Source organism: Bacillus sp. L75 (genome assembly GCF_003676355.1).
Classification (GTDB): Bacteria; Bacillota; Bacilli; order Bacillales; family Bacillaceae; genus Bacillus; species Bacillus velezensis.
The window spans coordinates 1-23,608 of sequence record NZ_ML064902.1 but is presented as its reverse complement, the minus strand read 5'-3'; the positions used below and the strand labels follow the sequence as shown (position 1 = coordinate 23,608).

The 23,608-nt window shown below is 49.4% G+C and carries 16 protein-coding genes and 2 pseudogenes; 3 read left to right on the top strand and 15 right to left on the bottom strand.

Annotated elements, in window-relative coordinates; translation table 11 throughout:
- Window position 1: 1 nt before the first annotated feature.
- From bioD to D5S11_RS03735, 4 genes are read right to left on the bottom strand one after another with little or no spacing between them, the layout of a single operon-like run.
- Window positions 2-703 (bottom strand): dethiobiotin synthase, encoded by a 702-nt coding sequence (bioD, locus tag D5S11_RS03750; RefSeq protein ID WP_108724938.1) that lies wholly within the window; start codon window positions 701-703, stop codon window positions 2-4.
- Complete coding sequence (gene bioF, locus D5S11_RS03745) at window positions 700-1,860, bottom strand: 8-amino-7-oxononanoate synthase (RefSeq protein WP_108724937.1); 1,161 nt, start codon at window positions 1,858-1,860, stop codon at window positions 700-702. Before bioF ends, bioD begins: the two co-directional genes overlap by 4 nt.
- Window positions 1,850-3,196 carry an adenosylmethionine--8-amino-7-oxononanoate transaminase gene (bioA, locus tag D5S11_RS03740; RefSeq protein WP_106080060.1) on the bottom strand — a complete coding sequence of 449 codons (1,347 nt, stop codon included), beginning with the start codon at window positions 3,194-3,196 and terminating at the stop codon, window positions 1,850-1,852. The genes bioF and bioA overlap by 11 nt, the downstream gene beginning before the upstream one ends.
- Window positions 3,193-3,963 (bottom strand): 6-carboxyhexanoate--CoA ligase, encoded by a 771-nt coding sequence (locus D5S11_RS03735; protein ID WP_047935774.1) that lies wholly within the window; start codon window positions 3,961-3,963, stop codon window positions 3,193-3,195. Before D5S11_RS03735 ends, bioA begins: the two co-directional genes overlap by 4 nt.
- 223 nt (window positions 3,964-4,186) lie before the next feature.
- Between D5S11_RS03735 and D5S11_RS03730 the strand changes: the two are divergent.
- The 3 genes and pseudogenes from D5S11_RS03730 to uptA all read left to right on the top strand — a co-directional run bounded on the left by D5S11_RS03730 (window position 4,187) and on the right by uptA (window position 6,203).
- Window positions 4,187-4,638: pseudogene (locus D5S11_RS03730) on the top strand (GtrA family protein).
- A gap of 6 nt (window positions 4,639-4,644) precedes the next feature.
- A pseudogene (gene galU, locus D5S11_RS03725) lies at window positions 4,645-5,538 on the top strand (UTP--glucose-1-phosphate uridylyltransferase GalU).
- A 74-nt stretch (window positions 5,539-5,612) separates the two neighbouring features.
- The gene (uptA, locus tag D5S11_RS03720) at window positions 5,613-6,203 is read left to right on the top strand and encodes an undecaprenyl phosphate transporter UptA (RefSeq protein ID WP_032871608.1); all 591 of its coding nucleotides are present in this window, start codon (window positions 5,613-5,615) and stop codon (window positions 6,201-6,203) included.
- A 53-nt stretch (window positions 6,204-6,256) separates the two neighbouring features.
- On the opposite strand, the gene D5S11_RS03715 is transcribed toward uptA, so the two are convergent.
- From D5S11_RS03715 to D5S11_RS03665, 11 genes are all read right to left on the bottom strand, one after another.
- A complete protein-coding gene (locus D5S11_RS03715) occupies window positions 6,257-7,786 on the bottom strand; it encodes an acyl-CoA carboxylase subunit beta (RefSeq protein ID WP_108724936.1) in 1,530 nt (509 codons plus the stop codon).
- Between the two features lie 17 nt (window positions 7,787-7,803).
- Complete coding sequence (locus D5S11_RS03710) at window positions 7,804-8,583, bottom strand: enoyl-CoA hydratase (protein ID WP_108724935.1); 780 nt, start codon at window positions 8,581-8,583, stop codon at window positions 7,804-7,806.
- Window positions 8,584-8,596: 13 nt separating this feature from the next.
- Window positions 8,597-9,496: a hydroxymethylglutaryl-CoA lyase gene (locus D5S11_RS03705; protein ID WP_007410122.1), complete on the bottom strand. Its 900-nt coding sequence runs from the start codon at window positions 9,494-9,496 to the stop codon at window positions 8,597-8,599.
- Window positions 9,497-9,511: 15 nt separating this feature from the next.
- Window positions 9,512-9,724 carry an acetyl-CoA carboxylase biotin carboxyl carrier protein subunit gene (locus D5S11_RS03700; protein WP_007410121.1) on the bottom strand — a complete coding sequence of 71 codons (213 nt, stop codon included), beginning with the start codon at window positions 9,722-9,724 and terminating at the stop codon, window positions 9,512-9,514.
- Entirely contained in the window at window positions 9,721-11,070 is a 1,350-nt protein-coding gene (locus tag D5S11_RS03695) for an acetyl-CoA carboxylase biotin carboxylase subunit (RefSeq protein ID WP_106080063.1), read from the bottom strand. Before D5S11_RS03695 ends, D5S11_RS03700 begins: the two co-directional genes overlap by 4 nt.
- Before the next feature lie 21 nt (window positions 11,071-11,091).
- A complete protein-coding gene (locus D5S11_RS03690; RefSeq protein WP_108724934.1) occupies window positions 11,092-12,732 on the bottom strand; it encodes an AMP-binding protein in 1,641 nt (546 codons plus the stop codon).
- 45 nt (window positions 12,733-12,777) lie between these two features.
- Window positions 12,778-13,920 carry an acyl-CoA dehydrogenase family protein gene (locus D5S11_RS03685; RefSeq protein WP_007410118.1) on the bottom strand — a complete coding sequence of 381 codons (1,143 nt, stop codon included), beginning with the start codon at window positions 13,918-13,920 and terminating at the stop codon, window positions 12,778-12,780.
- Between the two features lie 141 nt (window positions 13,921-14,061).
- A complete protein-coding gene (locus D5S11_RS03680; protein ID WP_007410117.1) occupies window positions 14,062-15,600 on the bottom strand; it encodes a glycoside hydrolase family 10-like protein in 1,539 nt (512 codons plus the stop codon).
- Between the two features lie 121 nt (window positions 15,601-15,721).
- Window positions 15,722-16,102: a DUF1360 domain-containing protein gene (locus D5S11_RS03675; RefSeq protein WP_007410116.1), complete on the bottom strand. Its 381-nt coding sequence runs from the start codon at window positions 16,100-16,102 to the stop codon at window positions 15,722-15,724.
- Window positions 16,103-16,175: 73 nt separating this feature from the next.
- Window positions 16,176-19,979: a non-ribosomal peptide synthetase gene (locus D5S11_RS03670; RefSeq protein ID WP_108724933.1), complete on the bottom strand. Its 3,804-nt coding sequence runs from the start codon at window positions 19,977-19,979 to the stop codon at window positions 16,176-16,178.
- A gap of 18 nt (window positions 19,980-19,997) precedes the next feature.
- On the bottom strand, window positions 19,998-23,608 hold a 3,611-nt coding region (locus D5S11_RS03665; RefSeq protein WP_128424595.1), incomplete at its 5' end, for a non-ribosomal peptide synthetase.

Genomic DNA, 23,608 nt, shown 5'->3' with positions numbered 1-23,608 from the left:
TTTATCTCCCCATTTGTGTCAGATTCATGAAAGAGGAAACATCTATATGTTTCTCAATCATGTGTTGAATGTTTTCCGATGAAACGTGATCCAGCTTCGGTGTGATTCCCAAAATCGGAACTTTGCATAATATTTCAATCATGCTCGGGTTTGTCTTTTCGTCCAGCCCCGGCCTGCTCCTTACGCCGTTGATAATAATGCCGAGAACCTCTATCCCCATGTTTTTCGCATATTCAACGGTTAAATATGTGTGGTTGATGGTTCCGAGATCAGGCCTGGTGACAATCACCGCCGGCAATTCCATGGCTTTTATCAGATCACTGACTAAGTAATTTTCACCAAGCGGGACGGAAATGCCGCCTGCCCCCTCAACGATGAAACACTCATGACGATTTTTGATCTTACTCCAGTGGGCCATGACATCCGCCATGCTCACGGATTTCCCCTCAAGCATGGCGGCCGTGTACGGGGCAAGCGGCTCTTTCCATTCAAATGGCGTGATTTCTTCATGAGACAGTGCGGTTTGTGACATGTCTTTCAAGAGCGAGGTGTCACTTTCCTGATGAGTCCGCGGCACGCCGCTTAAAAACGGCTTAAACACTCCGATATCCGCCTGTTTCTGCCGGAATGCCGCGGCAAGACCGCAAGAAACGATGGTTTTTCCGACGCCGGTATCTGTTCCTGTGACAAAAAAACTTCTCATTTGTTTATATTCAGCTCTTTTCTAATGGAATCAAATGCTTCTGTCAGCTCGTCTATGTCCTGTAAGCTGCGATCCGCCGTAACGGTCAGCCTGATTCTGCTTTCGCCTTCCGGAACGGCGGGCGGGCGGATGGCCGGGGCGCAGATTCCCTTTTTCTCCAGCAGCGCAGCGGCTGAAACCGCTGTTTTTGCATCACCGATGATAACGGGGATAATCGGTGTATCTCCGCCTCTTACGGTAAAGCCCATATCGGCCAGACGCGTTTTTATCTTTTTGACAGACGACTGCAGCTCCCGGCGCTTATCGTGCATATCTGAAATGATGTCAAATGCCGTATGCGAAGCCGCACAAATTGACGGCGGGAGGGCCGTCTGAAAAATAAACGTCCGCGCCTGATTCAGCAAAAAATCAATGAAAATGTTTGATCCCGCGGCAAAACCGCCTTCCGTTCCTACAGCTTTGCTTAATGTGCCGATGACAACATCAGGACAAACACCGAAATAGTCACTGGTTCCTCCGCCGTTTTCCCCGAGTACACCGGTTGCATGCGCGTCATCTGCTATCACAAATGCCTGGTACTGCTTTGCAAGCGCCATTATGCGGTCAAGAGGCGCGATGGTGCCGTCCATGCTGAAGACCCCGTCCGTGACGATAAAGCGGAGTTTCCGAGTCTGGACGGAGGCGAGTTTTTTCTCAAGATCATCCATATCAATATGGCGGTACACGATGGTTTCCGCTTTTGATAAACGGCAGCCGTCAACAATGCTCGCATGGTTCAGTTGATCGCTTAAAATGACATCGCCTTTTTGAGGCAGTGAGGCAAGCACGCCGATATTCGCCAAGTAACCGCTTGAAAATAATAAAGCCGCTTCCGTCTGTTTAAAGTCCGCGATTGTTTGTTCAAGTTTTTCGTGCCACACAGTATTTCCTGTCGTTAACCGTGAGCCGCCGCTTCCCGCTCCGAACCGGCTCAGCGCTGTTTGCGCGGCTGTGATCAGCCGTTCATCTTTTGACAGGCCTAAATAGTCATTGGATGCCCAGGTCTGCCGCTTTTGCCCCTTGGTTTTAAGAGCGGTTTCCTGTGTTCGCAGCATCCGATACAGCCCGTCTCTTTTCACCGCATCGAGCCTTCCGAGGAGCCATCCGTCAAAATCCACGGCCGGTCACCTCGGCTATCGCTTCTTTCATAATGGAGATCATGGCTTGTAACTGATCGGTTGTGCTGGCAAGCGGCGGCAGAAAGGCGATGACGTCTCCGAGCGGCCGTGTCAGCATACCCAGCTCTCTCATTTTCAAGGAAACCTTGTATCCCATCCGCTTTTCAGGCGGATAAGGCTGTTTCGTCTCTTTATCCCGCACAAGCTCTATGCCGCACATCAAACCGAGCTGGCGGACATCGCCGACATGAGGAAGCTGCTTCAGATCATGAAGAAATTTCGCTGCCGTTTTTGATTTTTCGGCGACTTGTTCAACAATGCGCTCTGATTCGAATAAACGCAGATTTTCAATTGCCGCGGCACAGCCAAGCTGATTTCCTGTATAGGAATGGCCGTGGAAAAATGTTTTCATTTTGTCGTAGTCATCGTAGAAGGCTTCATAAATGGCTTCTGTGGCAAACGTCACAGCGATCGGCAAATAGCCTCCCGTAATGCCTTTCCCTGCCGCCATCAAGTCCGGCTGGACATTTTCATGCTCACAGGCAAACATTTTTCCGGTGCGGCCGAACCCCGTCGCCACTTCGTCAACGATCATTAACACATCATATGCCGTACACAGCTCTCGTACGCCTGCCAGAAAGCCTTCAGGCATGACGATCATGCCGGATGCGCCTTGCACCATCGATTCAATCGTAAGTGCGGCAATCTCTTCGTGGTGCTTTGCAAGCAGCTGTTCGAGCGCGTGAAGGCATTCATCCCGGCACTGTACGGGGTCGCCGCTTTCAGATCTGTATACATACGGAATCGGGGCTTTGTAGCTTTCAAACATCAGCGGGCCGTACACATGGTGGAAGAGTTCAATGGAGCCGACGCTGACGGCTCCGATCGTATCGCCGTGATAGCCGTTCTGCATAGAAATAAACGTCTGTTTCTCGGGTCTCCCTATGTTTTTCCAGTATTGAAAGGCCATTTTCAGAGCGATTTCCATTGCTTCCGCTCCGCTGTCGGAATAAAAAACGCGTGTCAGCTTTTCCGGTGTGATGCCTGTCAGCATCTCGGCAAGTTCTGTTGCGGGAACGTTCGTCATACCCAGCAAAGTCGAATGAGCGATTTTTTCAAGCTGTTTTTGAATCGCTTCATCCATTTCTTTTTTGCGGTGGCCGTGTACATTAAGCCATACTGAAGAAAAGCCGTCATAATATTCTTTGCCGCTGATATCTTTCAGCATGATCCCGTTTCCGCTTTCAATGATTAACGGATCTTCATCGTAATCTTTCATTTGTGTGAAGGGCAGCCAAAGATGCTGTTTGCTTTTTTCAATCATTGATTGTTTCATATGTTCTCCTCCCGCTGAATGAATACAGGCTGCTTCTCTAAAAAATGGATACAGCTCTCTGTATCTATTGAGCCTTCTGTAAAGAAAATCCGGCAGCCGCTTTCATCTCCGGCATTCTTCATCTTGGCAATCCGCTGATATCCCAGCTTCTTTGCGGCAACGTAGCCTGTTATGTAATCAGGGTCATCTGACCAGCACAATTCGGCAATAATCCCCGGATGTGCGCAAACTTTTGCCGCGATGGCATGTGCTTCTTTTATTCGTGAATTTTCCGGCATGTTGTGCGTAAAAGCCCATTTTTGAAAATCATGTGACGGCCAATCCACTCGTGATACCCGCACACCTCTATTTCCTCTGCCGTCAATGCGTTTTCCTGCCCGGATATCAAACAGGACCGCTCCTCTTGCTTCTGCATATTCCGCAATGTTTTCGTACGCTTTCTCTATCATGTGCGGGGGAATCCCCGCCTTTTGCAGAAGCTTGCGGGCGATTGCTTGTCCTTTTTCCGGCGTGTCTGTTTGATGGAAAGCAACCGGCAAAGGGCGGATCGTTTCGATCGGTTCATTAATACTTTCAAGCTGAATCTGCATAAAATCAGGTATCCCTCTTGAGTGCGAGAAGCCTTTATGTAATAAGCCATCTACCGCTTCCTGTAAACCGCTGTAAGTGATGAGCCGTTCTCCGCCGGAAATGTGTTTTCCGCCCTGCTCATGGGGGGCGTTTCGGGAAGCTCTCATTCTGACGCTGTAATAGGTTTCTTCCCGCATATATTCCCCTCCTTTCTCTTACTTTGAAAATTAATGTTAACCAAAATAAATTTAAGGTTAACACTTATACAGAATATTAGTGCCCTTCGCGGAATATGTCAACCTAAACTATCAAACTGTTAACTTAATAAGTTTTGCAAAGTCTCATTACGTTTTCATGTTTTGTTCATATTTTAGTAATTGTTTATTCAACACTGTCCGCTAAAGTAATCCATATCAACAAATAGGACAGCGAACCGCATCTTATTATGAGGGGAGGTCACCGTTATGCTGAAAGAAAAAGTAAAGACAGCAGGCCGTTTTTGCACTGTAGGCGTCGGCAATACGCTGATCGATTTTGGTGTCTTCTTTCTTCTCGCCGCTTGTCATGTCCCCTATCTTCCGGCGCAGATCTGCTCCTATTCGGCAGGGATCATCAACAGCTATGTATGGAACCGGAAGTGGACGTTTCGTGTAAAACGCAAGGCTGACGGGAAAGAGATCATGCGATTTCTCATGATTAATCTTGCCGCGTCGGGAATCACCTTTTTGCTGCTTTACGCGTTTCAAAAAGGCGGCTGTTCGCTATTGGTGAGTAAGTTCGCCGCCACTATCGGCGGGATGATGATGAATTTTATCGGAAACCGAATCTGGGTATTTGGAGATTCGCTGAAAAACATACAGGATCAGGAGTGAAGATGAATGAGAAAAAAAGTGAGAAAAGCGGTCATTCCCGCAGCAGGTTTAGGAACGAGATTTCTGCCGGCGACAAAGGCGCAGCCGAAAGAAATGCTGCCGATTGTCGACAAACCGGCCATCCAATATATTGTCGAAGAGGCCGCAGCATCAGGAATTGAAGATATATTGATTATTACAGGGAGAAACAAACGCTCGATTGAAGATCATTTTGACCGGTCGGCGGAGTTGGAATTCAATCTTGAGGAAAAAGGCAAGACGGAGACGCTGAAGGAAATGCAGCGGATTGCCGATTTGGCCAATATTCATTACATCCGTCAGTAAGAACCGCTCGGACTAGGAGATGCGGTGCTGTGTGCGGAGCATTTTATCGGAGATGAGCCTTTTGCCGTTCTATTAGGTGATGATATTATGGTATCTGATACTCCCGCTCTTTCACAGCTCATCGACGTCTATAACCAACACGGCACAGAAACGGTCGGCGTACAGCCCGTCGATCCTGCTGATGTCAGCAAATATGGTATTATACAGACGGGGCGGCAGAGCGGTCATGTGTACCAGGTTGAGGATCTGATTGAGAAGCCGGCTGTTGAAAAGGCGCCCTCTCATATTGCCGTGATGGGCCGCTACATATTAACCCCTGCTATTTTTAAAACGCTGAAGACGATCGGAAGAGGCGCGGGCAATGAAATCCATTTGACAGACGCGCTGCGCGAAGTGTGCCGCACCCGAAGCATTTACGCGCGGGAGCTTGAAGGAAGCCGGTTTGATATAGGAGATAAAATCGGCTGTTTTAAGGCCGGCACGGAGATCGGGCTTCTGCGGGAAGAAATGAGACCGAAACTTTTAGCTTATTTAGAAGAGGTGTTAAAAAGAGAATCTGAAGAAATCGTGCGTTAAAAAATAATTTGTAACCATTTTGCTTGTCAATCAGTCATATAATTGGGTAAAAAGATAAAGAGGTTGTGAACAGTGTGGGCAATTTTATTAGTGAAATATTATCCTGGCTGACAAGTATGGGCTATTTAGGGATTGCGCTCGGATTAATGATCGAAATCATTCCGAGTGAAATCGTTCTGGCTTACGGAGGCTACATGGTGTCAGAAGGCACGATCAGCTTTTTCGGCGCCATTGTCGCCGGTGTGATCGGGGGAACGATCGCGCAGTGCTTTATTTACTGGATCGCCCGTTATGGGGGACGGCCGTTTTTGGACAAGTACGGCAAGTACTTACTTCTGAAAAAGCATCATGTTGATGTTGCGGAAAACTGGTTTCGCCGTTACGGCGCCGGCGTTGTGTTCTCGGCGCGGTTTATCCCGGTCGTCAGACATGCGATCTCCATCCCGGCCGGCCTTGCGAAAATGCCTCTTTCCAAGTTTGTCATATTGACGACACTCGCCATTATTCCGTGGTCTGTCATTTTCGTTTATCTCGGGTATCAGCTCGGGGGACAGTGGAAAGACGTAGACAGCTATGCCGGAATGTATACAACTCCGATCATTATATTGGCTCTCGTATTTATTGTTGTTTATTTTGTTGTGAAGAAAATGAGATCAAGACTATGAAAAAAGACTGCATAAGAACGGCTGCGAGCCGGATCTATGCAGTCTTTTTTTATTTATACCGGGTATACGGGGTGTTTCCGGTGTGTGAATGTCAGTTGTTTGGACATGTAAGCAGTGAGGCGTTTATTGAGTTCTTCCCGCAAGGAATCAGCAGGAACAATGCCGTCAATCACCATTTCAGAAGCAAGCCGGTAAAGGTTAATGTCTTCCTTATATTCATCACGCTTTTCTTGAATAAAAGCCGGCCTTTCTTCAGGGGCTAGCTCACTGATTTTGTTTGCGTAGACCGCATTCACCGCTGCTTCAGGACCCATAACGGCAATTTGCGCAGTCGGAAGCGCTAAACAGCAGTCCGGTTCAAAAGCAGGCCCCGCCATCGCGTATAATCCGGCACCGTAGGCTTTTCTGACGATAACGGAAAGCTTCGGAACAGTCGCTTCCGCCATTGCGGAGATCATTTTTGCGCCATGCCTGATGATGCCCGCCTGCTCAACCTTCGTTCCGATCATGAATCCGGGAATGTCTGCTAAAAATAGAAGCGGAATATGGAATGCGTCGCACAAAGCGATAAATTTTGCGGCTTTATCCGCCGAATCGAGAAATAAAACCCCGCCTTTGACACGCGGCTGATTGGCGATAATGCCGACCGGCTGTCCGTGAATCCGCGCAAGCCCCGTTATTAATTCCTGCGCAAATAACGGTTTAATCTCAAAAAATGAGTCTTCATCAATGACACGTTCAATTAAATCCATCATGTTGAACGGTGCGTTTTGATGTGCCGGGATGACATCTGAGAGCGGTTTTTCAAAAGCTTTCGGGTTCTTAGATTTGTTGACGGGCGCTTTTTCAGTATAATTTGCCGGAAAGTAGCTGAGATATGTCTGCGCCATCATGATTGCTTCCTGTTCCGTCCGGGCGAGGAGATCACCGCAGCCTGATACGGAACAATGCATACGGGCGCCGCCCATTTCTTCAAGCGATACTTTCTCGCCAATCACCATTTCTGCCATACGCGGGGAACCTAAGTACATGGATGCATTGCCCTCAACCATAATGACAATGTCGCAAAAGGCCGGAATGTAAGCGCCGCCCGCAGCGGAAGGGCCGAACAATAAACAGATTTGCGGAATGCGGCCCGACAGCTTTACTTGATTATAAAAGATGCGGCCGGCTCCCCTTCTGCCCGGGAACATGTCGACCTGATCCGTAATTCTCGCACCTGCGGAATCGACTAAGTACAAGAGCGGACACTGAAGCTTTTCCGCCGCCTCCTGAATGCGGATGATTTTTTCCACCGTTTTCGCGCCCCACGAGCCCGCCTTTACGGTTGAGTCGTTTGCCATCACACAAACGGTTCTGCCGCCGATGGTTCCGATCCCGGTAACGACCCCGTCAGCCGGCAGTCCGTCTGACATGCACTCGGCGAAAAAAGCGTCTTCAACGGATATGCCGTCATCGAATAAAAGCTTCAGCCTGTCTCTTACAAAAAGTTTTCCCTTCTTTTCGTTGCTTGCGTGATATTTCGCGGCTCCTCCCTTTTCAATCGTTTTGCTGCGTGTCTGCCGTTCTTTTTCGTAATCCATCCGAGTCCCTCCATGTTTTATTTTCCTTTGTATTCAGGGGGTCTTTTTTCTTTAAAAGCGCGCAGGCCCTCTTCTCTGTCAAGTGTGGGGATGACTTGTTCATATGCTTTTCGTTCGATTTCGAGTCCTGTATTGAGATCTGTCTCCAGACCCTTGTTTATCGCGGATTTTGCTTGTCTGACGGCGATCGGCCCATTAGCGGCGATGCGGCCGGCCAGTGCTTTTGCTTTTTCCATAAGTTCACCGGCTTCACAAACATGCTCGATCAGCTTCATGTCTTTTCCCTCTTCGGCAGAAAGCCTTCGGCCGGTATAGATCAATTCTTTTGCCGCGCCGGGACCGATAAGCCGGGGCAGTCTCTGCGTTCCGCCTGCTCCGGGAATGATCGCAAGCCCTGTCTCAGGAAGGCCGAGGCCCGCCTGGCTGACGGCTGTTCTGATATCGCAGGCGAGAGCGAGTTCAAGGCCTCCTCCGACAGCGGTTCCGTTCAGCGCTGCAATGACCGGCTGCGGGAGAGCTTCAATGGATGCGGCCGTTTCACCGATACGCCTGACGCTTTGCTTAACCTGTTCATGATTCATCCCCGCTCTTTCTTTTAAATCAGCACCGGCGCAAAATGTGTTCCCGGTGCCGGTGAGAATGACACAACGAATGAATGGCGAGTTTTTGATGTCTTCAATCACACGCTGTAAATGATCAATCATGTCTGAAGACAGCGAGTTGGCCGCATGCGGGCGGTTCAGCGTGATCAGACCGATCGTTTCTTGACAGACGGAATACAAGACGCAATCTCCCATGGCTTCTCCTTTCTCATTTCGTTCTGAATGCCTGCAGGTTTCTGCTTGGCAGGTCTTTGCCTATTTTATCCGCGATCCAGCCGGCGGCATAAAGAAGTTTATTCATGTCCGTCCCGGTATCAATCCCCATTTGTTCGAGCATATAAATGACGTCTTCTGTGGCAGCGTTTCCTGCTGATCCAGGGGCGTACGGGCAGCCGCCAAGCCCGCCTGAGGAAGTATCAAAGGATGTGATGCCCATATCAAGAGCGGGAATGATATTCGCTAGAGCCGTTCCTCTTGTATCATGGAAATGGAGTGCGATTTTTGAGGCGGGAATTCTCGGCAAAAGGGCTTCAAGCACGGCTATGACCTGCAAGGGGTTTGCCGCGCCGATCGTGTCGCCGAGCGATATTTCATCAACACCCATTTCGAGCAGGGTGTCTGACAGGCGGATGACTTGTTCGACCGGCACGTTCTGTTCGTACGGACAGCCGAACACAGTGGACAGATAAGCTCTCGTCGCCATTTTTTCAGCTTTTGCTTCAGTAATAACCCGCCTGAGCTCTTGAACGGTCCGGTCAATCGGTTTGTTTACGTTTTTTTGGTTATGGGTTTCGCTTGCAGATAAAAATACACATGCCTGATCGATTCCGCCTTCTGCCGCATGCTCCAGTCCGATGAGGTTCGGAACGAGAGCCGCGTAGACCGTATGTTCAGATCTGGCAATGCCTTTTGCGACGTCCAGGCTGTCACGAAGAGCCGGAATCCATCTCGGATGCACGAATGATGTCACTTCGATATAGGGAAGGCCTGTTTTTGACAGCATATTGATCCACTCAATCTTATCTTCTGTATCCACCCACGCCGATTCATTCTGCAAGCCGTCACGCGGTCCTACTTCATTGATGCGGACATGTTTCGGACAGTTCATGCTGCACCTCCCGTTTTATTGAAGTTCAATCAGGACCTCTCCTTCATCAGTGAAATCACCTTCTGATTTTTTCACTTCTTTCACCGTACCCGCTGCATCAGCGATAATCGGAATTTCCATTTTCATAGATTCCAAGATGGCCACTTCCTGTCCTTCTTCAATGACATCACCCGGCTTCACATGAATTTTCCACAGGTTTCCCGCCATTTGAATTTTTATGACGCTCATTTGGACGCCCCCTCGTTCATTGTTTGTAAAAAACCGGTTGTTGCCTCGCCCTTTTCAAACACTTCTGAATAGGCAATTTTTGTAAGCAACGGAATGTTGGTTTTAATCCCTTCTACATGATATTCGCCAAGAGCGGTTTTCAGTTGTTCAATGGCTTGTTTTCTCGTATTCGCCGTGACGATCATTTTGGCAATCATCGGATCGTAAAACGGAGAAATGACGCTTCCCTTTTCGACGGCGCATTCGTGTCGCACTGACGGGTGTCTTAAAACGGAAAAAGACGAGATGGTACCGGGTGACGGGTAAAAGGTGACCGGATCTTCCGCATAGATCCGCACTTCAATCGCATGACCGCGGTGGTTGATATCTTTCTGCGAGAAAGGCAGCGCCTGCCCAGCGGCAATTTTCAGCTGTTCTTCCACAAGATCCAGTCCTGTAATTTCTTCTGTCACCGGATGCTCCACCTGCAGTCTGGTGTTCATCTCTAAAAAATAGATTTGTTTCTTTTGGTCGACGAGAAATTCTATTGTGCCTGCATTTTGGTAGCCGATCGATTTTGCGGCTTTAACGGCGGTTTCACCGAGTCTTTGTCTTAATTCATCGTCAACAAACGGCGACGGCGCTTCTTCTATCACTTTTTGGTGGCGCCTTTGGACTGAACAGTCACGTTCAAACAGATGAACGGTGTTGCCGAAAGAATCTGCGAGTATCTGAATTTCAATATGACGGGCATTTTCAATGACCTTTTCCATGTACATTGCGCCGTCTCCAAAAAAGGACGCGGCCCGCTTTTGATTTCCTTCGAACGCTTTGGCCAGCTCTTCTTCTGAATGTACGATCTGCATGCCGATTCCGCCTCCTCCTGCGGACGCTTTCAGCATGACCGGAAAACCGATGGCACGGGCTTCGGCTAAGGCGGAGTGAACATCGGGCAATGGCTCTGAAACACCGGGAACGATCGGGACCTTTGCTTTTTGCATCGTTTTTCGGGCTTCAATCTTGCTGCCCATCTTGGCGATGATATCACCGGGCGGACCGATAAATGTGATTTGTTCCTTCCGGCAGCGTTCGGCGAACAGGCTGTTTTCTGACAGAAGCCCGTAGCCCGGATGAATGGCGTCCGCTCCGGCGGATTTGGCGGCTTCTATGATTCTGTCGATATGTAAATAGCTTTCATTTACTCTCGATTTACCGATCGGATAGGCCTCATCAGCCGCTTTTACATGCAGCGCGTCCCGGTCGGCTTCTGAATACACAGCTGCCGAGGGGATGCCGAGACGTTTGCAGGTGCGGATAATTCGTAAGGCGATTTCTCCTCTGTTGGCAATCAGGACTTTTTTAAACAAATGTGAAGCACTCCCTTTTCATTAAGTTAACTTGAGCTCTTCAATCGTTTTTTCCCGCAGCTTGAATTTCTGAATTTTTCCTGAGGCTGTCATTGGATATTCATCTGTAAACAAAACATACCTGGGGACTTTATAGCGGGCGATATGTTCTTTGCAAAAGGTTCTGATGTCTTCTGCGGAAGCGGTTTGTCCGTCTTTGAGCCTGATCCACGCCGCGGCCTCTTCTCCGTATTTCGGATCAGGCACGCCGACGACCTGAACGTCCGCCACTGCGGGATGCCGATATAACATTTCCTCAATCTCGCGCGGATAGATATTTTCGCCGCCCCTGATCAGCATGTCTTTCAGACGGCCCGTGATTTTGCAGTATCCGTCCTCGTCCATGACCGCCAAATCACCGGTATGCAGCCAGCCGTCTTTGTCTATCGCTTCTTCGGTCGCTTCTTGATTTTTATAATAGCCTTTCATGACATGATATCCGCGGGTGCAGAGCTCTCCTTGTTCGCCCCTGGCGGCTTCTTGGGATGTTCCGGGCCGAACGATTCTGACTTCGATATGGGGAAGCGCGCGCCCCGCTGTTTCCACTCTTCTTTCAAACGGATCATCTGTTCTTGTCTGCGTAATGACAGGTGATGCTTCGGTCTGTCCGTAGGCAATTGTAATGTCAGTCATCCCCATTTTGCCGATCACTTCTCTCATGACTTCCGCCAGGCATGGCGAGCCTGCCATAATCCCGGTTCGGACGTGGGAAAGATCATATTCAGAAAAACGGCTGTCATTTAGGAGGGCGATAAACATCGTCGGTACACCGTGCAGAGCCGTGCAGGCTTCTTGCTCCACCGTTTTCAGAACGGCCGGCGGAGAAAACTGTTCGATCGGAATCATCGCCGCACCCGCGGAAACACATGCCAGCACGCCGAGCACGCACCCAAAGCAGTGGAAAAACGGCACGGGAATACATAAACGGTCACATGAAGTAAGCTTCATGCATTCTGCGATATTGGCCGCGTTATTTACGATATTAAAATGTGAGAGCATGACGCCTTTCGGAAATCCGGTCGTACCTGATGTATATTGCATATGAATGCAATCATCCTTTTTCAGGCTGTCCATCCTTCCGTCAAGCGCTGCATCCGTTACAGCTTCGGCATTATCCAGCAATGAATCCCAACGGTGCATCCCGGGCAGGCTTTTATCACCGATATATAACACCGTCCTTAAAAAGGGATAACGTTTCGAACGCAGCCTGCCGCGCTCACAAGTTTTCAGCTCCGGAATTAGCTTATTCACCATCTCAACATAAGATGTCTGCCGGTAGGAATCCATGATTATCAAGGCCGAGACGTCTGAATGCGCCAGCAGATAATCGAGCTCTGCGATTTGAAAATTGGTATTAATGGTGACCAGAACGGCGCCGATTTTCGCCGTTGCAAATTGCGCCGCGAGCCATTCCGGAATGTTGGATGCCCATATGGCAACATGATCTCCTTTTTCAACTCCCAGCTTCATCAGCCCTTTTGCGGTTTGCCGGCATAACCGGTCAAACTCGGCATACGTATAACGAAGGCCGCGCTCAGGGTAAACAACCGCTTCACGATCCGGAAAAAGCTCCGCGGTCCGCTCAAGCAGCTTTCCGGCTGTTAAATGGATAAGTTCAGCCATATGACCTGCCCCCCTTCCATCCCTGTCTTAGTAAACGTTTTCATTTCACTTCAAAAGCTGTCTTGCGATGACCATTCTTTGAATTTCTGACGTTCCTTCGCCAATCTCCATCAGCTTTGCGTCACGAAGCATACGTTCGACGCCGCATTCCTTCATATAACCGGAACCGCCATGAATTTGGATGGCCTGAAGGCATGTTCTGACGGCCATTTCTGAAGCATAAAGCTTGGCGAATGCAGCTTCTTTCGTAAATGGCAGGTTTTGATCCTTCAGCCATGCCGCTTTAAGCACCATCTGTCTGGCAAGGTCAATTTCCATCGCCATATCGGCCAGCTTAAATTGAATGGCTTGAAATGACGATATCGGACTGCCGAACTGCTTGCGTTCCTTCGCATATGACAGCGATGCCTCCAGTGCGCCTTGAGCGATACCGACAGCCAGTGCCGCAATCGAGATCCGCCCGCCGTCTAATGTATATAAAAATTGTTTAAAACCTTTTTCAGGATCACCGAGCAGGTTATCGGCAGGCACCCTGACATCCTCCAGCACAAGTTCGGCCGTATCCGACCCTCTCACACCCATCTTGTCGTACGGATTTGTGATCGTAAATCCCGGTGTGTCTGTCGGGACGATGAGAGCTGAAATGATCGGTTTTCCGGCGGAGTTCTTTCCCGTAACGGCGGTGACAATGACCGTGCGGGCGTAATTTGCGTTTGTGATCCAGCATTTCTCTCCGTTTATCACATAGTCATCGCCCTTTTTCTCGGCTTTTGTCTGGGTTCCGCCGGCATCGGAACCGGCATTCGGCTCTGTCAGCCCGAATGATCCGAGCGCTTTTCCCGAAGCAAGCGGAATAAGATGTTCTTGCTTTTGTTGGTCAGTACCGAAATAGTATAATGGGCTTGCGCCGAGTGACACGGCCGCCGCGTAGCTCAGCCCCGTGCTGCCGCAGGCTTTTCCGATTTCTTCGACCGCTGCTGCATATGAAATGGTATCACCGCCCGCCCCGCCGTATTCTTCCGGAAACGGAATTCCGAGCAGCCCGAGTTCGCCTATTTTTTTAAATGTGTCTATCGGGAAGACGGCCGATTGATCAACCTCATGGGCTTTCGGGGCAATTTCATTTTTGGCGAAATCTCTGACCATTTCGCGCACCATCTGCTGTTCTTTTGTCAGTTGAAAATTCATTAACCTTCCTCCTTCTGCTGCTTTCTACATTTTATTAATGGGGGTCTTTATTCATTCCATCCAAATAAAGTCTGAACATTCGGACTCATCCGCTACAAAAAAAACTGACAGCGCCGCAACGGTCAGTTTTATTAATAATGGCTATTTAATTGTCCGTTTTGCGGAGGGACGGCTCTCATGGTGAAGCCTGTCAACGGAAGTAACGAAATAGGTGCAGGCTTCTTTCGCCCGAATATCAGTATCTGAAAATGTCTGCGTCCGTGACGATGTTTTTCTGACTGTATCCACTAAATAAGGCTGCTTTCCCTTTTCTGCGCGGTAAATGGCGTAATAAGCCGTTTTTTTACCGTTGGATTTCGCATCTTCAATATAGAGTGTATGGCCTGAAGCGTTCTTCTCCGCCCGTTTGACAGCCGGTTTTTTTAAAGCGGAATGTCCGAGCCAAGGCATCTCGGGAATTAATGCGGGCCGGCTGTACATGTCTTTGATCAAACGGTTTTTCACATCGAGCGGATTACGGTTTAAATCCTTTAAACTGAAATGCATGCTGCCTTTTATCCATGCTGATCCCCTGTTTAGAGTAATCTGCCTTCCGTATTCCCCCGGGTCGGCCCAGGCCGGATCAGCGTTGTTGTTGATTTTATAAGCTGCCTGCCCGATATATAAATGCACCGGCCGATTGTTCACTTCTTTTCCCCACCAATCCGCTAAGACGTCATATGCCGCCGCTTTAAATCCGATGCTCCAGTAAATTTGCGGTGCGATGTAATCAATGTATCCTTTTTGGATCCATTCTCTCGTATCAGCATATAAATCATCATAGTTCCGCACCCCGGCGGCCGTTTCGGAGCCTGTCGGGTCATCTGCGGCATTTCTCCATACGCCGAACGGGCTGATTCCGAATTTGACATAAGGTTTTTCTCGTTTGATGGTTTGGTTGATTTCTTTTACAAGCCGGTTGACGTTATCCCTGCGCCAGTCATCAACTGATGCAAAGTGAGCTTTTCCGTACCGTTCGTATTCCGCCTGATCGGGGAATTCCTGTCCGGCAATTTTATAAGGATAAAAATAATCATCCATATGAACCGCATCAATGTCATAACGGCTGACCACCTCTTTGATTCCATCCGTTATAAATTGTCTTACTTCCGGAATGCCCGGATTGTAGTACAGCTGTTTTCCGTATGCAGCGACCCAGTCCGGATGCGAACGCGCGGGATGATCATCTGAAAGCGCATTCAAATTTGTGTGATTCATCGTGATCCGGTAAGGATTGAACCAAGCGTGAAATTCAAGATTCCGTTTATGTGTCTCTTCAACTAAAAAAGCAAGCGGATCGTAGCCGGGATTTTTGCCTTGTGTTCCTGTCAGATACTCTGACCAAGGCCCGTAATCTGATGGATAAAAAGCATCAGCCGCAGGCTTAATTTGGACGATAACGGCGTTCATTCCCATCTCCTGAACGTCATCCAGCAGCTTGCTGTATTCTCTTTTTTGCTCTTCCGGTGACAGCCCTTTTTTAGAGGGCCAGTCGATATTGGTGACAGACGCGATCCATACGGCTCTCATTTCTCTCTCCGGCTGAGTGCCGCTTGCTTGTGCGGATGCTGAGAATGTAAAGATGCCGGCTGTCAGTACAACGGCCAAAAACCATATCATGCTAAAACGGCAGCTTTTCATGTTTTTCCCCCTCTCTGCTTTACGGTATTCCGAAGCATTCCGGGCGGTGAATCAGAAAGCCTGCTTTGCTCCTCTCAGCCTAAAAGGGAAAGAAAAAAGTCCTAAAGCGAATCAAAACGCTTCAGGACTTTTTATGTTTCATAGCGGCGAGCACGTCAATGACCTTCGTTCCGACGCCGACACACGTTTCAAGAATGGCCTGCGCTCCGGCGATGGACAAAATGAAAATAACCGGATGTGCATAGCGGGGCCAGACCAAGTAGCAGATGCCGATCAATATGGCGCACCAGACGCCCGCACACCAATAACATTGCAGCATATAACCGAATGCGGAGGAAGGGACTTTTTTTTGGACGGCGCGCCCGTTTTGATCGACGGTTTTTTCTTGCTTTATAAAGGGTTTTCTTATGAATTCCGTAATCTTATCAAATACGATCAAATGGGTCAGCCGGTAGCTGGCAAGAATGATCATTACATACGTAAGCCAAGATAGGTTCGTCATGTCAAAGCCTCCAAAAAAACTGGTTTGATTCCCCTATCTTGCCCTCTGTCATACTGAACCATTCTGCCGGATGTTACAGATTCCGCGCCAAGCGTCTTCCGCTGTTTGCAATGATGTCCAGTATGACCTCAGCATTCTGCTGTGCAAAGGCGGGTTCAAACATATCTTTATGGGCGCCCCCGCCTTGATATTCCTGATAGAGTCCCGTTGTGGCGCCTTCCCATTTCATCGGCTCGGTCTTATCACTGTGCTCTTCCTTTATGCCGGCCTCGATAAAATGGAGGTTTGCCGCGATTTGGCCGTCATTTATCAGTTCCGCCCAGTACGTTTGATAGCGCTCTGTTTTTCGGATGACCGCTTCCCTGACGGCTTCCGGGACATTTTCGGCTGTTGCGTTTGTTGGCTGCGGCGGCAATGTGTCAAGCTTTCTGTACGCGTCTGCGATAATGACGTCGCTGATTTCTAAGCCGCGCTTTTCCATCGCTTTTGCCGCCTCGAATGCCGTATTGCCGCCTGCCGAATATCCGAAGAGTATATAAGGGCCTTCCGGCTGGATTTCCAGCATTTTATCAATGTATTGTTCCATTCTGCTGTCTTCTTCAATAAAGTTAAAACCGTACACAGCAGCCCGTCCATTTAATGCCGCCGCAAGATCTTTAAAGAAAATGCCGAAACCTGAGATAGGCGGAAAACAGAAAAGATTGCGGCCTTTCGACTGGTTCAGTCTGCTGATATGCTGCTCTGCAGCTTCTGTCAGTGTGTTTGAATACAGCTTTTCAGCCAATTGTTCAATTGTCGGATATTCAAATATCATTTCAATCGGCACATCCATCTGCTGCCTGGTCTTCAGCTGATGAATCACTTGCAATGCTTTCAAAGAATGGCCGCCCAGCTCAAAGAAGTCATCCTGTATGCCCATCTCCCTGCAGCCGAGGATCGGCGTCCAAATGTCGATCAGCTCACGCTCTACCCAGTTTCGTGGCGGAACGGCTTTTGATGACGTTTTTTTCCGTTCTGGCGCAGGCAGCCCGCGGCGGTCCACTTTGCCGTTTGCGGTAAGCGGCATACGGTCAAGCTTCATCACATACTGAGGAATCATATAGTCGGGAAGCGACCTGGCCAACAGGGATCGAATGGCTCTTTCTTCAACATGTGCGCCTGTATAATACGCACAAAGGATTGCTTCTTGTCCTTCGTCTGACACGATGACTGCCGCTTCCCTGATTCCATCAATTTCAGTCAAGCGCGCTTCGATTTCGGCCGGCTCAATCCGCTTCCCGCGAATCTTGAATTGGCGGTCGATACGGCTGATGTATCCGATGCTTCCATCAGGCAGCCAGTGTGCCAAGTCGCCTGTTTTGTAGATCTTTTCTTCAGGATGAACCGGGTGGCTGACAAACGCTTCACTTGTTAAGTCAGGCCTGTTTAAATAGCCTTTGGCAACCCCGTCACCGCCGACACAAAGCTCACCGGGCACGCCGATCGGCGCAAGTCCGCCATTTTTATCAATGATATACGCGGTTGAATTGCTGATCGGTTTTCCGATTGGGATCGGCTGAGAAAAATCGTGCCTGATTTCGTAAAAGGTAGAAAATGTCGTATTTTCTGTCGGTCCGTATATGTTATAAAGGCTGAGATTCGGACAGCGGTGTCTGACCTTATTGATGAGCGCCGGGGACAATGCTTCTCCGCCGACATATAAGGTGTGCAACCCAGAAAACATCTCCGGATCTGCCTGGGCGAACTGGTTAAAGAGCGCCGTCGTCAAAAACAGAATCGTAATACGGTTGGAAGAAAGATAATTGCCGAACCTCTCAGGGGCAAGCATTGTCGAGCGGTCAACCACATGAAGACATGCTCCGTTCAAAAGCGCTCCGAAGATTTCGAACGTCACTGCATCAAAACCGATGGACCCTGTCAGAATGAGACGGTCCGACATGCCAGCCGACGTGTAATTGCTGTTTGACACGAGCGATACGACGTTTCGGTTGGAAATCATCACGCCCTTCGGTTTTCCTGTTGAACCGGATGTATACATAATATAGGCAAGGTCATCAGGTGCTGTATCGGTATTCAGTTTTCCCGCATCAGGTGTTTGTTTTTCAGCTGCAGCCGGGATAGAGATGATGTGAGAAAAGTCAATGTCAGTCTCAATTCCTTTTTGTACCGTTAACAGCTGTGCTCCGCTCTCAGTGAGCATATCGGCGATCCTGTCGGTTGGCAGTTCTGCATCAAGAGGAAGGTACGTCCCTCCCGCTTTCAATACAGCGAGAACAGCGATGATAAATTCCGGTGAGCGTTCGGCCAGAATCCCGGCAATTCCCTTTGGCGCCAGACCGTTTTCCAGCAGGGTGCGGGCGAATGCAGTTGACCGTTCATCGAGCTCCCGGTACGTCATCGTCAGCCCGCCGGCGTGAAGCGCCTGATGGTCCGGGGTTTTCTTCACCTGTCGGCTGAACAGGCTGATGATGCTTTCATCTCTTTCATAAGTTGTTTTCGTGTCATTAAATTCGCCGATTATTCTTGATTTTTCCTTTTGTCCGAGCATCGGAAGCCGATCAGCGGGAACATCGGGATTGAAGGCGGCGCCGCGCAGAGCTTCTTCCAAGTGTCCTTTTACGCTCTCTATCCATACTTCGTCATAAACGTTCGCATTGTAGCTGAATTTGATGAGCAGCTCATCGCCAGGCGCTATGATGAGGTTAAAATCGTAGCCCGATTGTTCCGAAACGTTGACATTCCCGATCCGGAATGGTGCATCCGATTCCTTTTCCGCGTCTTTCATCTGCTGCTGAATCGGATAATTTTCAAACACGATAATATGGTCGATTAAATCCTGTTTCAGCTCAGTCTGCGATTGGATGTCAGCAAGCGGATGATAGCTGAACGCCTCTGAGTCAAGCATTTCTTTCTGCAAGCGGCCCAGCAGTTCTCTAAAGCTTTCGTCACCCGTTTTAATGCGTACCGGAACGGTATTGATAAACAGCCCGATCATGCTTTCCACGCCGTCAATGACGGAAGGCCGCCCTGATACGACGGCGCCGAATACGGCATCGTCCGTCCGGTTGTAGCGCTGCAGCATCAGGCCCCATACAGTCTGCATAAGAACTGCGAGCGTAGCGCCCTCTTCTTTGGCGATGGTTTTCAGCTTGTCCGTCAGGTTTTGATCTATAGAAAACAGCAGCTCTTCCTTGCGGTAGCCTTTTTCCTGGGGACGGGCCGATATTTTCGGGAGTCCTGAGGGTGTCTCGCAGCCTGCTAAATATCCTTTCCAATACTCAGAAGCCGCGTCTTTGTCCTGAGCAGTCAGCCATGTAATATAAGTGCTGTAAGGCTTTGCGGGTGCCAGTGTGACAGGTGAGCCTGATTCAATCGCCCGGTACATATGCATGAATTCCTGAAGGACGATGCCGAGGCACCAGCCGTCCATAAGGATGTGATGGTGACTCCAGACGCATACATATTTTTCGTCAGCCGTTTTAAACAAAGAAACGCGCATCAGCATATCCTTTTGCAAGTCAAAGCCTTTTAAGCGGTCACGTTCCTTAAATCGTTGTAAATAGATGCTCTGTTCCGCTTCGTCCAAATGTGTAAGATCTTCGCGGTGCAGCCGGAATTCCCGCTCACGCAGCACAACTTGGCGGGGGCCGTTCAGCTGAGCGACATGAGGTAAAAAAACCGTTCTGAAAATATCGTGACGGCTGATGACAGACTGTACGCTTTGCTCAAACAATTCCGGACGAAGCCGGCCTTTTATGGTGAAGACGGATTGCTCGATATATGCAGCCCCCTCCTTTTGCAGAAAGGAATGAAAAAGCATTCCTTCCTGCATTCGGCTGAGGGGATAAATATTTTGGATATTTTTTGTTTTGTCCATGTGTTCCTCCCGCTCGGTTTAGTGGAAGCTGAGTAAGTCGGCAATATCCTGCAATGCTTCCTCAGTCAGCTCCCGATCATCAAAGTCACTGACGGTCTTCTCCGTATCGGTTTTGCTGAGGCAGTGTTCCGACAGTTTCAGGAGATAATACCGGCAGCTTTCGGACAGCCGTTCGATCGTATCTTGCCGGAAGCGCTCCGTTTCATAGGAAATGCTGACGGTCATCCGGCCTTTTGCCGCAATCGCGCTGATTTCAAGTGACTGCTCCCGTTTCCATGTATCTGTCACATCATCTCCGCCTCCCAAAGGAGAAAACTGAAACGCGTCAGGCTGTTCCGTTTCTGCCGGGTTCCCGCCGGGCGCATCGAATTGTCCGAGATAATTAAAGCTGATCTCCGGTGCTTTCCCGAAAGTCATCCCGGCAAGCTTCGGCGGTGTTAAATATTTGAGGACGCCGTATCCGTTCCCTTTATCCGGAATGCGCCGCAATGTGTCTTTGACGGATTTCAATGTGCGAATTTCATATTCTTCAAGAGGTTCATAAACTCCGCTCCGGAAAAGCACCGGGTAAATGGAAGTGAACCACCCCACTGTCCTGCTGATGTCCGCACCTGCCTGCTCTGATTGGCGTCCGTGTCCTTCAAGGGCGATTTTCAAAGCGTGCCGCGGCGACCACTTTTGAATGGCAAGCACGGCGGAAGCCAAAAGCACATCTTGCGTATCCGTATTGTAGGCACTGTGCACATCTTTCAACAGGGCGTCCGTTTCACTTTCTGTCAGAGTGAAGGATACCGTGTTCCGTTTTTTTGCAGGAGTTTGAGATAAATCTGCCTGTTCGTAAGGAAGACTTTCTGTTTCATAGTGTTCAATCTCCCGCCAATACTCCGCCTGCTGAAGAAGCTGTTTACTTTCGGCATAATCGGCCAGCTGCTCCGTATATGTTTTGAATGACATGGTTTTCGGAGGGAGTTTGATTTCCTGTCCAGAGACGGCCTGTTCATAAGCAGAAGCCAAGTCTTCCAATAAAATCCGCCATGATATCCCGTCGACAGCGAGATGATGGACCGTCAGAAACAAGTAATCTTCTGCTTCAGAGCGGAACAGCCCCGCCTGTACCAGCGGCCCGTTCTCTAAATCCATGTTTCTCTGAAGCTCTGCGACGCGGCGTTTTACAAAACGTTCCTTCTCATGCTCATCGCCTTCCATTTCTAATATGGTCAGGCTGTAAAGCTGCTCATCTGCGAGGTCAGCCGGTCTGTTGAAGAGGAGAAGACCTTTCTCTTCGTCTTTTTTGCAGACAATGCGCAAGGCATCATGATGAACGGTAATGGCTTTTAGCGTTTTCCTCAGAGCCTCTTCATCTATTGAATTTGCTCTCGTCAGCATGACGGACTGGTTAAAATGATTTGCTTCCTTCATGTCTTGTGTGAAGAACCATTTGTGAATCGGCGACCACTTCACTTCTCCTTCTGCAGGAGCTTGGCTGACCGGCTGCCGCTCTGTACGGACATAAGGCGCCAGCTCCCTAATTGTCGGCCGGCTGAAAATATCTTTTACGGCGATCTGTTTTCCTGCCTGATGTAATCGGGCTGATACTTGCAGGGCTTTAATGGAATCGCCGCCCAGTTCAAAAAATGATTGATCCGCGGCAATGTTTTCAGTTCCGAGCACTTCGCTCCAAATCGCGGACAGCTCTTTTTCCATGTCGCTTTCAGGCTCGGTAAATGCCCGTCCGGTGTGCGCTTTTTTCCGCGGCTCAGGAAGCGCGCGGCGGTCAAGCTTCCCGTTCGGTGTGACAGGCAGGGCTTCAAGTGTTTCAAAGAACGCCGGCACCATATAAGCGGGCATTTCATTTCTGAGTGCTTGCTGCACAGTTTCACTTTCTGTTCCTTCTTCTGTCACGATATAAGCGCATAGTTCCGTTTGGCCTGCTGATGCGGGCAGAGCGGTGACGGCTGCTTCTTTGACTCCTTTTATGCCTGTTAAGGCGGATTCAATTTCTTTCAGTTCCACCCGGTAGCCTCTGATTTTGACTTGCTCGTCCATTCGGCCGATATACTGCAGCGTGCCGTCCGGCAGCCATTTTGCCAGGTCGCCCGTGCGGTACATGCGCCGGTTCTTCTGGAACGGGTCTTGGACAAAGGCTTGGGCCGTTTGCTTAGGAAGATTGCGGTACCCTCTTGCAAGGCCGGAACCCGAAATGCAAAGTTCTCCCGTTACACCGATCGGCTGCGGATGATCTCCGTTTAAAATATAAACGTGTGAATGCTCAATCGGACGGCCGATCGTGATGTTCTTACTTTGTTCTATATGTCTTGCCGCTGTAGTGGCGACGCTGTTTTCCGTCGGGCCGTACTCATTGGCAAGCTCAGTGTGTGGACAAACTGATAAACTGCGGCTGATAATGTTTTGGTCGACAGCTTCTCCCGCTAATGTGACAATTCTGAGAGACTCTGCATCCCCCGGCTCCAGTACGTCAAGCAGTGTACGGTACAGTACGGGAACAATGATCATGTGAGTGATGCGGTAAGATGCAAGATAGTGTTTAATAGCAAGAATATCTCTTGCTTCATCTTCGGCTAAAACGGCCGCTTTCGCACCGGAAATCAGCGGTGTGAACATGCTTGTTACAAACCCGTCAAATGAAAATGAAAAGAGCTGAAGAATCGTATCTTTCTCATTCAGATCATAAAATCCGCTCCGCCATTGAAGGGTTTGGCTGACGGATCGATGTTCGACCATAACCCCTTTCGGCCTGCCTGTCGTTCCCGATGTATAAATGATGTAAGCCAAATCTTCCGGTGCTGATAATGACTGGACCGGCGAAGCATCCTGTTCTTGAATATCCTCCAGTGCGAGCACTTCACCGTTAAAACGATCAGGCACTTGTTCTATCGCACCGTGTGCGGTAAGGAGAAGCGCTGTGCCGCTGTCTGAGATGATATATTGCTTGCGTTCCTCCGGATATTCAGGATCTATCGGGACGTAAGCTCCTCCGGCTTTCCAAACCCCGAAGACTGCCGCTACTTGTTCCGGCGATCTTGGTATCACAATGCCGACGGCTGCATCAGGTCCGATCTGCCGTTTTTGCAGGGCTCTGGCGATTTTATTCGACCAGTCATCTAATTCTTTGTATGTGATCAATGTTTCCCCGCTGATAAGGGCCGCGGCATCAGGTGTTTTTCGCGCCTGGGTGATGAACAGTTCATGAACTGTTTTTTCAGGCAGCTGTTGATCCGTCATGCCGTTAAAGTCTGAAAGAATCCGGTTCCGTTCCGGAGCAGTCAGCATGCTGATCGCTTGTAAAGAAGTTTCCGGTTCACGGACAATGTGTTCAAGCATCGTCATAAAGTGGGAAGCCCAGCGCTGCATCGTTTCTTTCCGGAATAAAGACGCCGCATATTCAAACAGAAAATGAATCTGTCCCCCGCCTTCAGAAGCCTGCAAAGTGACATCAAATTTGGAAACCGGACGGGACACGTCCGCATTCTGAATATGCAAACCGTCCAACAGCAGTTCCTCATGCTCTATATTCTGGACGACAAGCATGGCGTCAAACAGCGGATTGCGGCTTGTGTCCCGCTGCACCCCGAGCCGCTCCACTAGCTCTTCAAACGGATAGTCCTGAT